Below are 14,410 nucleotides of genomic sequence, written 5' to 3'. Positions count from 1 at the left end.
CTATCGTTTGCAAACCATCCAACGGATAGTAAGGAAATAATGGTGCAGGTTTTTCGGACAATAGCAGGGTTACAAACCCATCTCCGTCAAGCGGGTCGGGGTAAAACCGTGGGCTTAGTACCCACCATGGGAGCCCTCCACGCTGGCCATGGTAGTTTACTGAAACGGGCGGTGGCGGAAATGAATTTAGTTGTGTTGTCCATTTTTATTAATCCCCTCCAATTTGGCCCAGGCGAAGATTGGGCACAATATCCCCGGGACTTTGACGGCGATCGCCAATGGGCGGAATCTTTGGGAGTGGCGGTCATTTTTGCTCCGACGGTGACGGATTTGGAGCTTAATTCCAAGGTTGATCAGACCACCGTACTGCCTCCCCCAGCCATGACTGAGGTTTTATGTGGTGCCCATCGTCCTGGGCATTTCCAGGGGGTGGCCACCATTGTCACCAAACTGTTCACCATTGTTTGTCCCGATGTGGCCTATTTCGGCGAAAAAGATGCCCAACAATTGGCCATCGTTCGTCGGTTAGTGCAAGACTTAAACTTAACTGTGACTATCCGCAGTTGTGCCACAGTACGGGAGGCATCGGGTTTGGCCATGAGTTCCCGCAATCAATATTTGAGCGATCAGGAAAAACAACAGGCCGCAGTGCTTTACCGCAGTTTGCAAGCCGCCCAAGAACAATATCACCAAGGCGATCGCCAAGTATCTTCTCTATTGACCATTGCTCAGGACATTTTAGCGACGGAACCCGCAGTAAAACTCCAATACCTAGAATTAGTCCAGAGAGATACCCTCCAACCCATTGCGGAAACAATCCCTGACCAAATTCCTGTTTTAATGGCGATCGCCGCCCATGTGGGGAGTACCCGCTTAATTGATAACCTTGTGCTGAATCATCAACCGCCCATTATTGCCATTGATGGCCCCGCCGGAGCCGGGAAATCCACTGTTACTAGGCAGGTGGCCGACCGTTTAGGTCTGACCTATTTGGACACCGGAGCCATGTACCGGGCCTTAGCTTGGCTGATTTTAGACCGACAGATTAATCCCCAAGATGAACCAACGGTGGCGGAACTGACCAGTGATGCGGAGATTGAACTAATACCCCGGCCTGCTCCCCAATTGACTGGCGTTAAAGTTAATGGGCAAGATGTCAGTGATGCCATTCGCACCCCAGCGGTGACCCAGTTGGTTTCCACCATTGCCGCCCAAGGATCCGTTCGAGCTAAGTTGCTAAAACTACAAAGACAATATGGCGATCAAGGAGGCATTGTGGCGGAAGGTCGAGACATTGGCACCCAGGTTTTCCCCCATGCGGAATTGAAAATTTTCCTCACCGCTTCAGTGCAGGAACGGGCCCGCCGTCGCCTCAAAGACTTCCAAGCCCAGGGGAATCAAGCCGTGGATCTGGCCCAATTGGAAGCGGAAATTGCCCAACGGGATCACCTCGACAGCACTAGGGCGATCGCCCCTTTGCAAAAGGCGGTGGATGCGGTGGAAATTGTCACCGATAACCTCACTATTGCCGAGGTGATAGAGATAATTATTGATCTTTACAAAAAAATACAATGAGGGGAAATTTTGATAAATGTTTGAGCACTTGGTAAAGAGGTTAGAATGGGTTGTAACAGAACAATCTATCTTTGTTTATCAACCCGACCGATCGCCAGAAATTTTCGACGAGATAGAATCAAAGTTACTGACACCAAGCTTTGCCCAGGCCGTTGATTTAACTTTGGGAGAAGTATGTGGCTGGTTAATTAAGTAATGTGATCTAATCCTGACAAGGGCAGCAGATAAATCCGGCGATCGCCCCGGAAGTTTGTACAATTCTGGTATATGAATTAAACATGGCGGTAAGTCTCTTCAGTTGGCCGCCGGCCCGACGTTTTTTCCCACTGGTGTACGGTTGCCATTTCCCTTGGTCGTGTTCCCATGCCTTCCCACTCATCTCGCACTACTATTTTTAACCCCCTGGAGTGCCGCCCCGACAGTTACAAAGGCTGGTACCAACAGGGCAATACCCTCTGGCAACAGGGCAAATACAACGATGCCCTCCTCAGTTACGAGCGGGCCTTGGAATATTATCCCGGGGATTATTGGGCTTGGTATAAACGGGGCATTACCCTAGAACATCTGGGCCGCTACGGGGATGCAGCGGAAAGCTATGGCAATGCTTGCCAAATCCAACCGGAAAACTACTGGGCTTGGTACGACCAGGGTTGTGTGTACCTCAACGAAATTGATGACTTTACCCGTGCCATTCCTTGCTTCCAAAGGGCTTTAGCCCATTTGCCCAAAGATTATTGGGCCACCTATCGCCTCGGGGAATCCTACCGACTCTCCGGCCAATACGAAGCGGCGATCGCCAATTTTCGGCAGACATTAACCATTCGCCAGGACGATTTTTGGTCTTGGTACCGGCTGGCGGACTGTTTTCGCCGTTGGGGTCATTATGCCGAAGCTTTGCAATGCTATAAAAAATCGGTAGAAATTCGTCCCAATGATTACTGGGCCTGGTTTCGACAAGGGGAACTGTGGCAAAAACTCTACCGCTATGGAAAGGCGATCGCCTGTTATCACCGGGCTTTGGATGTGGAAGTGGATGACGACTATAGCTGGTATGAAATTGCCCTTTGCCAAGTACTGCAAAAAAATTACGAAGATGCAGTTTACGCCCTGGGAAAAGTTTTACAATGGTACCCCGCTAGCTACCTAAGCTTGATTGAAGGGGAATCGGCTTTTGTTGACCTCCATCCCCTGCCCAGTTACCAAGCCTTACTCCAGGGGACAAGGCAAACTGTGGCGGAACCGACTTTTGGCTAAGGTTGCAACTTTAATTGGGCAGCCCACCATAGGTTTGGACAAATGGTTTACCAAGAACCTGTGTGCTCTAAAAAGCGAGAATACTCCGGCTGAGACCAAGCTAAGGGCAAGCCACTATCTACCTGGATGCCCTGGGTAAGATGAAATTTGAACAGCCGCCCAGCGCCTGCATAGGCTTCAATTTCCGGGTCCCCGTCCCAAATCACCTCAGCTCTGCCTGTGAGATAAAGCAAATTGCCACGCTCAAAGTCAATAAATAGTAGGCCAGCCCTAGGGTTAACCTCAATGTTGCCAAAGGTGTTGAAGTGGCAGTTGCCAGCAAAGTCGGGCACAGTGAGGGTATCACCGTCGATGCGCACAAAGCCTGGTTTGCCGCCCCGGTGAGAGACATCGACACCTTTGGCGACTCCGGCAGCATCGTCCAGATAAGCGGTGGCGATAAAGAAGGTATCGGCAGCCAAAATCCCCTGACGTTCAGCTTCTCCCAAGGTGGTGAAGGTATGCAGGGGTTTGGCCACAGCCGGGTCAAATGTAACTAAATTGAACTGTCGCGCCTGGATATATTTGGGACAGTTGCCAAAGGTTTGACTCACTTGCACCTCAAAGCCATCGGGCCCAATATTGCTGACCATGCCATTAACGCGGTTGCGGCGACGAGTATGCAATTCAATCCCGAGAAAGCCAATATCAATACCAACTTTCAGCGTCTTAGTAAGCGGATCGCCATAGAGAGGCTGAGCGGCGATGTGAAGAGTGCGGTCATTTGGCGTTGAGATAAAGCCAGGTTCACCCACCAGGATGGATGCCCACGGATTCCCCCCAGTATCTACTGTACCGACCAGAAAGTAGGAAAGTTGGGAGTAGAATTGGCGATGCTGGTCGGGCAAAAATTCGCGAATAATCCGTCGGCCGAAATTATCCATTTGGTCTAAGGCACCCAACCGTTTTTGAATTGCCCTTTCCCCACTATGAAAGGGAGAATCTGCCCGTTGCCAACCAGGAATGGCCATGATGTCGGTTCCCCAAATTTTGAAAGTGATGTTTGTCAGTAAGAAGCAATATTGAACTCTGCAATATACCCAAATATAAAATGTCACGCTGGATAGACTTCCCAATGGTGCGTAGGTCCGTCTATTCCAACGTAGGTACTCTCAGCATTAGGTCAGCGGGCGGGAGCAGTCAACTCCATGCGAATGCCACCGGGAATGGCGAACATCATGTGCTGAGTGGGGCCATCTCCCAACAGTTCCGGCGCGAATTCAATCTCTACGCCTGGGACATTTTTGAGCTTTTCGTAAATGGCTTTGAGAGTTTCGACGCCGTCTACTTTGAAGGCAAAGTGATGCAGGCCTATATTGGTTTTTCGATTAAAGGGAATGGCATGATCCGGTTCTACTGCCTGCCAGAGCGTCAATAAGCTGATGCCGTCAGAGACAAAGTAAGCGGGATAATTGGGTACTTCACCGACTAGCTGAAATTCCAATACATTCACGAAGAAATCGCGGGTGGCTTTGATGTCGGGAACAGTTAGACCGATGTGATGGGTGCCTTGGGTAAGTGCCATGATTAAATTCCTCGTAGGGATAAAAGGTCAGTCGAAGCAAGATGGATGTGGGGTCAAGTCCTTGGTGGGTAGCCTGAATAGACAGGCCGATGGGAGGGTTACACGACGACGGCAGAGGTGCTTACCTTTTGGCTGAGCTGTTCCACCAGTTGAGGAATGGCCGCATAGGCTGCCGCTTTGGACTGCTGGTGGCGATCGTCGCCAAACTCCTGATATTCAATGCGAATGACGTGGTGTTCGCTCACCCCCAGTAAGCGGGAAGCGGTGATGATGGCTGTATCCAGGTGATTCTGTGCCCCGTGTACGCCGCCAAATTCAAAGCCCCCCTCGCCAGAGGCAGTCAAGATGACCAGAATTTTGCCAGTTTGAATAGGCTCAATCGGTTGCTCTCCCCGTGCTAGATCGAAAGAAAAGGTACGTCCGATGCGAATCACCTGATCAATCCAGGCTTTGAGCGCCGACGGCATGCCGTAGTTGTACATCGGGGTACCGATGACGATAACATCGGCGGACTCTAACTCTGCCAGTAGTTCGTCGGATTCTCGTAGGGCGGTGACCTGTTCGAAGGTGCGTTGATCGACGGGTTTAAACGCGGCGGCAATCCAGTTCTCACTAATGGCGGAGGGGGGATTAAGCCCCACATCTCGTGTGATCCAGGTGTCGTCGGGACGGACCTTTTGCCAGTGTTCGGCAAACGCGGTGGTCAGTCCGCGACTCAGAGAACGGGTGACGCGAGCACTGGCATCAATTTGCAAAATCGTTGTCATGATGGGTGTCCTCAAATAGTGGCTAAGCTGATTACAGAAATCCGGTTTTTCTTCTGAGGAGAGCCAAAACTCGGTCGTAGACTCTCGGTCATAAACTGATAAAGAAACCAGATTTCTAGCAATGCGGAGGGGCACGTTATGGTACTCACCCCCTATGACTGGCAGTTCTTCACGCAGGCTGCAAGCTAGGCAGGCTTTGTTCTAGAACCTGTAGCGCCTCTTGAGTAGACCAGACTGTGTTGGCCAACATCCGATAGTTCACCAGCGCCGAGGCATACCCGTCACCCTCGGGGACTTTCGCGCCAGCGGTGGCGTCCTTTACCACGGCGACTTCAAAGCCTTGCTCCAGCAGCTCTCGCAGGTGCGATTCCACACAGAGGTTGGACGACATGCCGCCGAGAATGACTTTGTCGATCCTCTGCTTACGCAGTTGCAGAATCAAGTCGTTATTTTCGGGACCATAGACCTTGTGAGGACTGCAAATCACCGTTTTGCCGTCTTCGATATAGGGCTTGTAAATGTCTAGCCAGTCCGCACCGGAGCCCTCCAGCCCCTCTAGTTGCAACGGACCAGGGCGATCAAACATACCAATACTGTGCATGAGATTTTCGAGAGCGCCTTCAAACTTCCAGCGATGATCCGCAGGAAAATAGTAGTGCGGTGAGATAAACAGGGGCAGATCGTAGGCTTTACCGGCTTTCATCAAAGCTTCGATATTGGCGACAGTATTGTTTTCAGTGACGCTTTCGCCCACGACACCCCAGGCCACGCCGCTAGGGCTGAGGAAGTCGTTTTGGGGGTCGATGATAACAATCGCAGTTCTTTCGGCATCAATGGTCATGCCGGGATTGGGTAGGGCCATGGTGGAAAACTCCTAAAGTGTTTAGCTGGATAATTAGGGTTAATTCGTCTGGTAAATCTGAATTTGTACTACCAATTGCAAGAGAGTGCCAAATCCTGCAGATAGTTACACTGCAATCAGTTGCAATGTCGAGTCGGGAACGGCCAGCGTGCCGAAGCTACTCTTAAATCCGGGTTGGAGAATATTCATACCGATTTGTACCGCAGGACGTTGCTGCATTGTCTCAACCCAGCGGTCAATATGAGGAAACGCTCCCATGGAAATGCCCAGGTAAGGGGTCTGGGCCGCAGCCACCCAGGGAAATGTGGCAATGTCAGCAATGGAGTAACCCCCTGCAATGTAGGGATGATTCTCAAGCTGGCGATCGAGCACATCGAGCAGTCGCAGAGTCTCCCGTTGATAACGTTTAACTGCATAGGTAATCTCCTTGGGAGCCCCATTACGGAAGTGGCCGAGCTGACCAAACATGGGTCCCACACTCGCCATCTGGAACATCAACCACTCCATTACCTTGACCCGCTTTTCTGCGTCAGTGGGTAGAAGCTTTCCGGCCTTTTCAGCCAGATAAATCAGGATGGCACCGGATTCAAAAACGGTGAGATTGTTGTCACGATCGCCAATGGCAGGAATCTTACTATTGGGATTGATGGCCTTAAATTCGGAGGTGAACTGGTCACCTTTGCCAATGTCAATTTTGTGAATGGTGTAGGGTAGTGCAAGTTCTTCGAGCAGAATGGCAGGCTTGCGGCCATTGGGAGTGGTGTAGGTATACAGGTCAATCATGGATCAATTTCCTTAAGGTCAAGTAATCAATGGGAGTTAGTAATCGAGGCAAGTTAGTCGATGCGGAATATTCAATTTGGCGGGTTTTGGGGATAATTGGTCATGCCGACAGTTCCAGGATGGGCGTGAGATCTGAGGAAGGTCGAGACGGCATTCCATGGGGAGGCTCTCTCGTTCTGCACCCATCTGGAGCGGCAGAGTATGCAGACCATCGCAGGGGAGGAATTTGTCCATTTTGAAATTAGTTAACATGGCAGTCCTCTCAACTTGGATTTAGAACTATGGGATGGTTTACCTTTCCCAGCGAAATTTGCGATCAGACTCTTGGATGGGCACGTCGTTGATGCTGGCTTCGCGGCGCTGCATTTGACCGTTGGGGGCAAATTCCCAATTTTCGTTGCCATAGGCCCGATACCACTGGCCCGAGTCGGTGTGGTACTCGTACTCAAACTTGACGGAGATACGGTTTTCGGTGAAGCTCCATAGGGTTTTCTTGAGGCGATAGTCCAACTCGGCATTCCATTTGCGAGTCAGAAACTCGCGAATCTGGTTACGACCTTTAATAAATTCCGAGCGATTGCGCCATTCCGAATCAACGGTGTAAGCCAGGACCACTTTGTCGGGATTGCGGCTATTCCAGGCATCTTCCGCGGCTTGTACTTTTGCTTTTGCCGTTTCCAGGGTGAAGGGCGGCAGTGGCGGCATGTTTTCAACGGTGTCAACGGCAGGATTTGCGGATGTTGTGAGCTTGGTCATAGGAGACTTCCTCGAAGTAATGTAGAAAGGTCTGTCTATATTTAGACTACAGACAGGTCTGTATATTGTCAACCGACTAATGTCATCATTTCATGGGTTAAGGATGACAGTGCTTTTAGTTCAGAAGCGGCGGGTAATTTTCGGAGTCAGAATGAGCTAGTCAAGTTGGCTGGAGGCGATCGCCCTATCGGTGGAAATGACCCCATAGCAAGCGCTGTATCAAAATCAGTCCCGTTGACAAAGGCTCAATTACATACAAATCTGAAGCAAAAATGATATTATGTAGACTAGTCTGTATAAATTTATGCCAATATGCCCAATACCAAATCATCTTCCAAGCCATCTGCACGTGACCGCATCATGCAAGCGGCATCCACGTTGTTTTATCAAGAGGGGGTGCAGAAAGTTGGTGTTGATCGCATCATCGCCGAGTCGGGCGTAGCGAAAATGTCGCTGTACAACCACTTTAAGTCCAAAGACAGCTTGATTGCTGCTTGGTTAGAGGAGCGTGATACTAGCTGGCGGCGATGGTTTCAGAAAACGGTGGAAAAACGGGCAACCACACCTACTGATCGCCTTTTGGCCATGTTTGATGCCCTGGAAGAATGGTTTTCTCAACCTGATTTTCGTGGCTGTGCTTTTATTAATTCATCGGTGGAGCTGGTGGAGCCTGAACATCCTGGCTATCAGGTCGCGCTCAAGCACCAGCAAGCAATTTACGAATATATTCTGCAACTGGTCTATGAAGCCGAAATTCCCCATCCGGAGGCGGTGGCGGAGCAACTTTTACTATTAATGGAAGGGTCAATCGTAGTAGCAATGATGCGTCGTCACCCTGGTGCTGCTACCCAGGCCAAGGCTGCCGCGGCGAGGCTCATTTAATTAGTGTATAAACCCCTCTTCACCGTCCCTAGCCGGCCAGAAATTAGGTTGGGAACTTGACCATGGTTGGCCCTTAGTTTATTAAGCAGGAAGCCTAGCCGGAGAAAAGTAGTTTCCGCGAAGGATGTGGAGATTGTTGTACCTTCTGCCCTTAAAACTTGGCAAGGAAACTAGAAGAAAATCTTCCCAGTACTGCAAGGGCTTTAGTGGGTTGATTTAGAGGTAAATTTTGGGTTACCTGTGGAGGCTCTGAGTCGGACAGATCCGACCCTATAAAACTCAGCATCAATATTATGCATTTTCACCGTTGTTGCCGGTGCTTTTAAAAGCTTGTTCAAAGCCCAACCGTTGCTCAGCATTACGGAGAAAATAACCACTCATCATGGCGGAAGCTAAAAGACGGCCCAGATTCTCCCGGCTGGTGCTGATGGTCACCCCAAAATGATCCGGGGGCAGATTGCCCAATAGGCCAATAATATTCCGTTCCATCACCTGAAACACTTCTTGGGAATCGGGTCGGGATAGTTGGGCAATGGTTTCGGGGCTCAACTCTTGAACGTATGTCCACAAACTATCTTTGCCTGCCGTTTCATTGCCGGCAAACAGCGGTTGGGGACGTTGGGGTTCATGGGTCACGACGGATCTCCTCTTCTAGTAATGGAACTTGATTTGGGATTGATCCCGATGGGATAACCATACTCTAACAATTTCGGGAAAGAACCGGAGGGCAAAGAACCGAACTTACTTTGGTGTTGACGCCGACCATTGTTGACGGCGGGCTTCGTATAGCATTACCCCAACGGCGATCGCCACGTTGAGGGATTCCACTGCCGGGGCCTGGGGAATGGCCACTTGCTGGGTAGTTAGTTCAAGTACTGGAGCGCTGAGCCCTTGGCCCTCACTGCCAAAAATTACTATGGTGGGGCGCTGAAAATCAATTTCCCAGAGGGTTTGTTGTCCCTGGGGTACGGTGGCAATCAGTTGCAGTCCCTGGGCTTGGAATTTTTCCAACACTGGCAGTAGGGATTCCTGTTGTTGTTGGGGCAAAAGCAAACTACTGCCGGCGGATGAGCGCAACACTTTGGGACTAGTGGGATCAACGCAGTCGTCGGTTAACCAAATGCCTTCTACTCCGGTGGCGGCGGCGGTTCTGAGAATGGTACCCAGGTTACCCGGATCCTGTAACCGCTCCAGCACCAAGCCCAATTGAGGCCTGGGGGGAGGCGATCGCCAAAACTGATCCATGGCCAAGGTTGCTACCACGCCGTCGGGGTTAACGGTGCTGGCCATTTTGGCTAAAACTTCCCCACTGACCAAATAACTGTAGGCGGATTGGGCCACTAGGCGATCGGCTAGGGCGGGATTTTTCCGTTGCCAAGTCTCCGTAAAACAGCCCTGGTTGAAACGCTTTCCCTCGGCTAGGGCCACTTCTAGCAAATGGGTACCTTCCAAAAGAAGCTGGCCCTGTTGTTTGCGTCCCTTGGTTTGGTGCAGTTGCCGCAATTGTTTGACCAGGGGGTTTTGGGTGCTGGTGATAGAGGCAATGTCACTGGGCAATGGGTACACCTTCCTGAATGGGCATGGGCAGAAATGGACAATGAATTAAGCCTATCTTGCCGCAGTTAGGGGGCCAGAAAAACCTACTCCGCCGCCGACTCGGCCCAATTTTTTGCCCGACCAACGGCCTCCTGCCAAACGGCAAAATTAGCCTGGGCATTGGCGGCTCCTTCCCCCGGCTCAAATACCCGGTTAATGGCCCGGTTTTCCACTAGGGCGCGGTAATCCTGCCAAAAACCCACCGTTAACCCAGCCCCAAAGGCGGCTCCCTGGGCAGTGGCATCCAACACCATTGGACGCTCCACTGGAATGCCCAAAACGTCCGCTTGGCATTGCATCAAAAAGTCATTGTTACAGGCTCCCCCGTCCACTTTGAGTTGTTGAATGGCCGCAGGGCTATCTTGGTTGATGGCCTCCACCACCTCCCTAGCTTGGAAGGCGATCGCCTCCAGCACGGACCGCACCAGATGGGCCTTGGTGACGCCGCCGGTGAGGCCTAAAAAAGCGCCACAGGCATTCATGTCCCAATGGGGGGCTCCCAAACCACTCAGGGCCGGCACAAAATAAACACCGCCATTACTGTCCACACTGCGGGCCAGGGTTTCACTGGCCGCCGCCGAGTCGATCAGCCCCAATTTGTCCCGTAGCCATTGCACACAGGAGCCAGCGGTGAACATACTGCCTTCCAGGGCATAGTCAGTTTTTAAGCTCTGGTCGGAGTTAGTTTGGGTCCAGGCTACGGTGGACAGTAGGCGATGCTGGGAACGGGTAACTTTTGCCCCCGTATTAGCCACCAAAAAAGCCCCCGTGCCGTAGGTACATTTCAGTAAACCCGGGCGATCGCAACCGTGGGCATAGAGGGCCGCCTGTTGGTCACCAAAAATCGCAGTGACGGGAATTTCTACTCCCAAAATGGCCGGATCCGTCACCCCGAAATGACCCAAGCTGGGTTGCACTTCTGGCATAATCTGACCGGGAATGGCGAACAGATCCAACAGTTTTTCATCCCAGGTAAGGCTATCCAAATTGAGCACCATGGTGCGGCTGGCGTTACTGTGGTCCGTGCGGTGGACTTTACCCCCAGTTAGGTTCCAGAGGGCCCAACTATCAATAGTGCCCGCCAACAGATTAGCCGGATCAATATCTCGGTTATGTTTGACCCAATCCAATAACCAATGGAGCTTGGTGGCGGAAAAATAAGCATCCAACACGAGGCCGGTGCGGTCATAAATTTCCTCCACATACCCCTTGGCTTCCAAGGCCCGGCAAAAATGGGCGGTGCGCCGGTCCTGCCAAACGATCGCCGGGTGGAGGGGTTGCCCGGTGGTTTTATCCCAGAGCAAACAGGTTTCCCGTTGCACTGTGAGGCCGATCGCCACAATTTGTTGCGGTTGGATAGCGGTTTTTTGCACCACCTCCTGCATGGCAGTTTTAGTATCCCGCCAGATTTCCAGGGCATCATGTTCCACCCAACCGGCCTTGGGATAGGACTGGGTTAATTCCTTGTAAGCTTGGGCCGCAATGTTGCCCTCGTAATCAAACAGAATGGCTCGATTACCCGTGGTGCCCAAATCCAGGGCCATTACATACTGATCTTGCTTGGCTGTCATAGACAGTAACCTCCGAAAAATTAATCATCAAATCTCTGCCTCGATGGGTCCTAGGATTCCCCCTTGAAACGACTGTTACGTAAAATCAAACCCTGGCCGTCTCGCAACTCAAACGCCCGCAATGAATCCGCGGTGGAAGCCACATTCACCCCCGGGGTGGCGATCGCCACTTCCCATTCCTGCAAATCCAGTTGCAACCAATCCCCCAAGGTAACAATCGCCGGCTCTCCCTCCATATGGGTTACCATCACCACCCGGTCAGGCTCATCACTGTGGGCTGTGGCCGGGTTAGTCCTGAGGCCATAAAAAAGAGTGTGGCCATTGTCATGGACGCGGTTAAATCGATCGCCGTCCTGGAGGTTGTGATGTAACCAAGGATTCTGTCGTCGATAATTGCGTAATGTCAGGTTAAAACGACTTTTTTCTGGGTCCACCTGGTCCAGGTAATAGGACACACGACAGGCTTCATGGCCGTCCTCCATAAACGCCCGGGCAAATTTTTTCAACTTGGGCACATCCAAACGGGTGACAAATTCCGGTTGCTCAGCATGCCTAAACTGACTGAGTAGTTCCAAATCACAGGCCGCCGCTTCCCCATCTTCCTCCGGGTCATAGCCCAAGCAATGGCGACAGGCTTTGGCCACCGCTTCTAGGTGAAAATCTTTTTTAATCATGGCATCGGCCACCGCCTTCATGAAGCGTTGCAACAGTTCCAAATTGCCAAAGCCCAAAGCCTTCAGTTGGGGAAATAACTGGGGATGTTGGTATAACTCCGGGGAAATTTGCCAGTCCAAAAATCCCGCCTCTTCAAAGGCTACTTTGACGCCGTAACGTTCATCGGTGTTGCGGAAAAAGCCCCAGGGACTGTGCATCATCGCATTCAAAAAGTCCATCGGTAGCCCCGGACAAAAACCATATACCCACAGCAACGTCGCGGGATTGTCGTAGGCATTGTGCAATACTTCCGGCAAGGTTTTGCCCAAATTCCAGTTAATTTCCGCTTGGTGGTGGTCAATCTGGTTGCCCCGGCGCACGGTGTCGTGGTTGCCACAGCCGGTGATCCATCGATCGCCTTTGTACATCACCTCACAAACCCGTTCCCATTTCCGCTGCCAAAAACCCTTGAGGGAGGGAGTGTTATGGGCAAAAATCAGCGGTCCCCACTGGTAGGATTCCGGCCGCAATTCGATTAACTCTCGGTAGGTGGATTTTTCCTCCCAACCTTCCTCGGGCCAGGGGCGACCATCTTCAAAAATGGTGAATAGCAACCGTTTACAGCCTTGAATTTCCTGCACCACGTCACTCATGGCCAACAAATAGGCATCGTCCTGTTCCACCCGCCCGGTGAGGGGATTGAAAAAGCGAAAATCTTGGCCCCCGTCCACCCGAATACCGTCCGCCCCGGTGTTAATTTTACGCCGTTGCATTTCCAGTAAAATTGCCCGCACCATGGGCAACTGGTGGTTTAAATCCTGGCCATACATGTTGGGCCCTTTGAAGTATTGCCGATTGAGTAATTCCAACGCCTGGTTATCGGCATGGCCATAGACCAAATCGTAAATTACCTGGATGGGGCCACCGGGAAAATTGTGTAACGTGGCAATGAAATCCACCAATTCATCCGGGCGTAAAGTGCCCAACACCGCTGGATTAGTGGCTCCAGAACCGAGGATCGGCACATCGTAGCCCCAATTTTGGGTATTGGGTTTACGCAGGGTGACTTTAATTTTTTCTTCCACCACTACTCCCACTTCTGCCCCTTCCTCCACCTCTATTTCCTCAATCTCCTCCCCAGCGATCGCAAAAAATTCGTGGTCTTGGTTAAAATCCTCCAGGCGATATTCGATGGTGGGTTCAATGGGTAACAGTTGGATAGCGTCGTAACCCAAATAGTTATATTCGGCATCATTGAGGGGTTCTTCCCGGAGTATTTTTTCCCCCAACCGTTGGTAAATTTTGGTCAGCCCCGCCAAGGTGCCTTCCGGAGAAGCGGTGTTGATGTGGACTTGCAAAATATTAGTCATGGCTCCCACCCGACAGATGGCCACTTCACTATCTTCATCGGGATGCAAATTCTGATCCACAGGAATGGCCGGATTGAGCACCGCCGCCCGTTGGGCCTTAAGTTGCTCCGGGTCAAAAACATTTTCAGGATGCTCTTGGCATCGGTTCAGGGCTGCCGATCGCCGTAGGTAATCCAAATCCGCCCGTTCCCGCTGTATCTTTTCCATGTCGTACAGTTCCGCTGGGGCAAAAATGCCGTAGGGCAGGGAATAGGCCAGGGGGTCCCTGATCACCAATGTTTTGGACAAAATTGAGTCGTAATAGCGTAACCAGTAGAAAGAGCCCGCTTGATCCTTTCTGCCGGGTCGCATCCCCGATAGCACAGCCCAGACAAATTCCCCCTGCTGGGGCAGTTCAATGCGCTCCCACCGGAATGATGCCGTTTGTTCCGGGGCTTGGAAATCAATCTCCCCCCGGGGAGTAAATACCTCCAGGTAAATTAATTTCTCGGTAAAAGCCCCTTCCCCCGCTAACCGAGGCACCCAAAAGCCCACCTGGGTCAGACCATCCTCTCGATAATGGGCCCCAAGTTTTTTCGCCACTTCCCGAGCTGCCTGGAAATAGTTCTCCGGTGATTCGGTGACGGTGCGGGCCCACTTCATTAGTTTTTCTGTTTCGTCTTCAACAAGATGGATGCGATTTAATTCTTTCATACTTAAAAATAAGCCCAAAATAAGCCGAATTTGTCGGGGGAGAAGGGATGTTCAGCACCGTTATTCCCCATCCAAGGGGGTGA

At 51.4% G+C, this 14,410-nt stretch carries 14 protein-coding genes; 4 read left to right on the top strand and 10 right to left on the bottom strand.

The window, feature by feature from the left end; all coding sequences use genetic code 11:
- The first annotated feature begins 39 nt into the window (after positions 1–39).
- The 3 genes from H6G45_RS03160 to H6G45_RS03150 all read left to right on the top strand — a co-directional run bounded on the left by H6G45_RS03160 (position 40) and on the right by H6G45_RS03150 (position 2,829).
- Positions 40–1,575, top strand: a complete 1,536-nt coding sequence (locus tag H6G45_RS03160; RefSeq protein WP_190596536.1) for a bifunctional pantoate--beta-alanine ligase/(d)CMP kinase — start codon at positions 40–42, stop codon at positions 1,573–1,575.
- Positions 1,576–1,591: 16 nt separating this feature from the next.
- On the top strand, positions 1,592–1,771 hold the full coding sequence (locus tag H6G45_RS03155; RefSeq protein WP_190596534.1) for a Uma2 family endonuclease: 180 nt from the start codon (positions 1,592–1,594) through the stop codon (positions 1,769–1,771).
- A 167-nt stretch (positions 1,772–1,938) separates the two neighbouring features.
- On the top strand, positions 1,939–2,829 hold the full coding sequence (locus H6G45_RS03150) for a tetratricopeptide repeat protein (protein ID WP_190596532.1): 891 nt from the start codon (positions 1,939–1,941) through the stop codon (positions 2,827–2,829).
- A 47-nt stretch (positions 2,830–2,876) separates the two neighbouring features.
- On the opposite strand, the gene H6G45_RS03145 is transcribed toward H6G45_RS03150, so the two are convergent.
- From H6G45_RS03145 to H6G45_RS03120, 6 genes are all read right to left on the bottom strand, one after another.
- On the bottom strand, positions 2,877–3,839 hold the full coding sequence (locus tag H6G45_RS03145; RefSeq protein ID WP_190596530.1) for a pyridoxamine 5'-phosphate oxidase family protein: 963 nt from the start codon (positions 3,837–3,839) through the stop codon (positions 2,877–2,879).
- Positions 3,840–3,991: 152 nt separating this feature from the next.
- Positions 3,992–4,393 carry a VOC family protein gene (locus H6G45_RS03140; RefSeq protein ID WP_190596528.1) on the bottom strand — a complete coding sequence of 134 codons (402 nt, stop codon included), beginning with the start codon at positions 4,391–4,393 and terminating at the stop codon, positions 3,992–3,994.
- A 98-nt stretch (positions 4,394–4,491) separates the two neighbouring features.
- The gene (locus H6G45_RS03135; RefSeq protein ID WP_190596526.1) at positions 4,492–5,160 is read right to left on the bottom strand and encodes an NAD(P)H-dependent oxidoreductase; all 669 of its coding nucleotides are present in this window, start codon (positions 5,158–5,160) and stop codon (positions 4,492–4,494) included.
- A gap of 169 nt (positions 5,161–5,329) precedes the next feature.
- Complete coding sequence (locus H6G45_RS03130) at positions 5,330–6,022, bottom strand: cysteine hydrolase (RefSeq protein WP_190596524.1); 693 nt, start codon at positions 6,020–6,022, stop codon at positions 5,330–5,332.
- Between the two features lie 105 nt (positions 6,023–6,127).
- Positions 6,128–6,805 (bottom strand): glutathione S-transferase N-terminal domain-containing protein, encoded by a 678-nt coding sequence (locus tag H6G45_RS03125; RefSeq protein ID WP_190596522.1) that lies wholly within the window; start codon positions 6,803–6,805, stop codon positions 6,128–6,130.
- A gap of 291 nt (positions 6,806–7,096) precedes the next feature.
- Positions 7,097–7,510, bottom strand: a complete 414-nt coding sequence (locus H6G45_RS03120; RefSeq protein ID WP_242018023.1) for a nuclear transport factor 2 family protein — start codon at positions 7,508–7,510, stop codon at positions 7,097–7,099.
- 363 nt (positions 7,511–7,873) lie between these two features.
- On the opposite strand from H6G45_RS03120, the gene H6G45_RS03115 reads away from it, so the two are divergent.
- Positions 7,874–8,443, top strand: a complete 570-nt coding sequence (locus H6G45_RS03115; protein WP_190596518.1) for a TetR/AcrR family transcriptional regulator — start codon at positions 7,874–7,876, stop codon at positions 8,441–8,443.
- A 291-nt stretch (positions 8,444–8,734) separates the two neighbouring features.
- On the opposite strand, the gene H6G45_RS03110 is transcribed toward H6G45_RS03115, so the two are convergent.
- From H6G45_RS03110 to gghA, 4 genes are all read right to left on the bottom strand, one after another.
- The gene (locus H6G45_RS03110; protein ID WP_190596516.1) at positions 8,735–9,079 is read right to left on the bottom strand and encodes a DUF760 domain-containing protein; all 345 of its coding nucleotides are present in this window, start codon (positions 9,077–9,079) and stop codon (positions 8,735–8,737) included.
- A 105-nt stretch (positions 9,080–9,184) separates the two neighbouring features.
- Positions 9,185–10,009, bottom strand: coding sequence for an RNA methyltransferase (locus tag H6G45_RS03105; RefSeq protein ID WP_190596514.1), 825 nt, complete (start codon positions 10,007–10,009; stop codon positions 9,185–9,187).
- A 74-nt stretch (positions 10,010–10,083) separates the two neighbouring features.
- Positions 10,084–11,610 carry a glycerol kinase GlpK gene (glpK, locus tag H6G45_RS03100; RefSeq protein WP_190596512.1) on the bottom strand — a complete coding sequence of 509 codons (1,527 nt, stop codon included), beginning with the start codon at positions 11,608–11,610 and terminating at the stop codon, positions 10,084–10,086.
- A gap of 50 nt (positions 11,611–11,660) precedes the next feature.
- On the bottom strand, positions 11,661–14,327 hold the full coding sequence (gene gghA / locus H6G45_RS03095) for a glucosylglycerol hydrolase (RefSeq protein ID WP_190596510.1): 2,667 nt from the start codon (positions 14,325–14,327) through the stop codon (positions 11,661–11,663).
- Positions 14,328–14,410: the final 83 nt, after the last annotated feature.

Origin of the sequence: Synechocystis sp. FACHB-383, assembly GCF_014698605.1 — a bacterium.
In the GTDB taxonomy this organism is placed as follows: Bacteria; Cyanobacteriota; Cyanobacteriia; order Cyanobacteriales; family Microcystaceae; genus Synechocystis; species Synechocystis salina.
This window is presented reverse-complemented; position numbering and strand designations above follow the sequence as displayed.

Coding starts and splice junctions, on each gene's coding strand:
- H6G45_RS03130 (WP_190596524.1), bottom strand. CDS start 6,022: ATGGCCCTACCCAATCCCGGCATGACCATTGATGCCGAAAGAACTGCG.
- H6G45_RS03135 (WP_190596526.1), bottom strand. CDS start 5,160: ATGACAACGATTTTGCAAATTGATGCCAGTGCTCGCGTCACCCGTTCT.
- H6G45_RS03125 (WP_190596522.1), bottom strand. CDS start 6,805: ATGATTGACCTGTATACCTACACCACTCCCAATGGCCGCAAGCCTGCC.
- H6G45_RS03145 (WP_190596530.1), bottom strand. CDS start 3,839: ATGGCCATTCCTGGTTGGCAACGGGCAGATTCTCCCTTTCATAGTGGG.
- gghA (WP_190596510.1), bottom strand. CDS start 14,327: ATGAAAGAATTAAATCGCATCCATCTTGTTGAAGACGAAACAGAAAAA.
- H6G45_RS03140 (WP_190596528.1), bottom strand. CDS start 4,393: ATGGCACTTACCCAAGGCACCCATCACATCGGTCTAACTGTTCCCGAC.
- H6G45_RS03150 (WP_190596532.1), top strand. CDS start 1,939: ATGCCTTCCCACTCATCTCGCACTACTATTTTTAACCCCCTGGAGTGC.
- H6G45_RS03160 (WP_190596536.1), top strand. CDS start 40: ATGGTGCAGGTTTTTCGGACAATAGCAGGGTTACAAACCCATCTCCGT.
- H6G45_RS03115 (WP_190596518.1), top strand. CDS start 7,874: ATGCCCAATACCAAATCATCTTCCAAGCCATCTGCACGTGACCGCATC.
- H6G45_RS03120 (WP_242018023.1), bottom strand. CDS start 7,510: ATGCCGCCACTGCCGCCCTTCACCCTGGAAACGGCAAAAGCAAAAGTA.
- glpK (WP_190596512.1), bottom strand. CDS start 11,610: ATGACAGCCAAGCAAGATCAGTATGTAATGGCCCTGGATTTGGGCACC.
- H6G45_RS03155 (WP_190596534.1), top strand. CDS start 1,592: ATGTTTGAGCACTTGGTAAAGAGGTTAGAATGGGTTGTAACAGAACAA.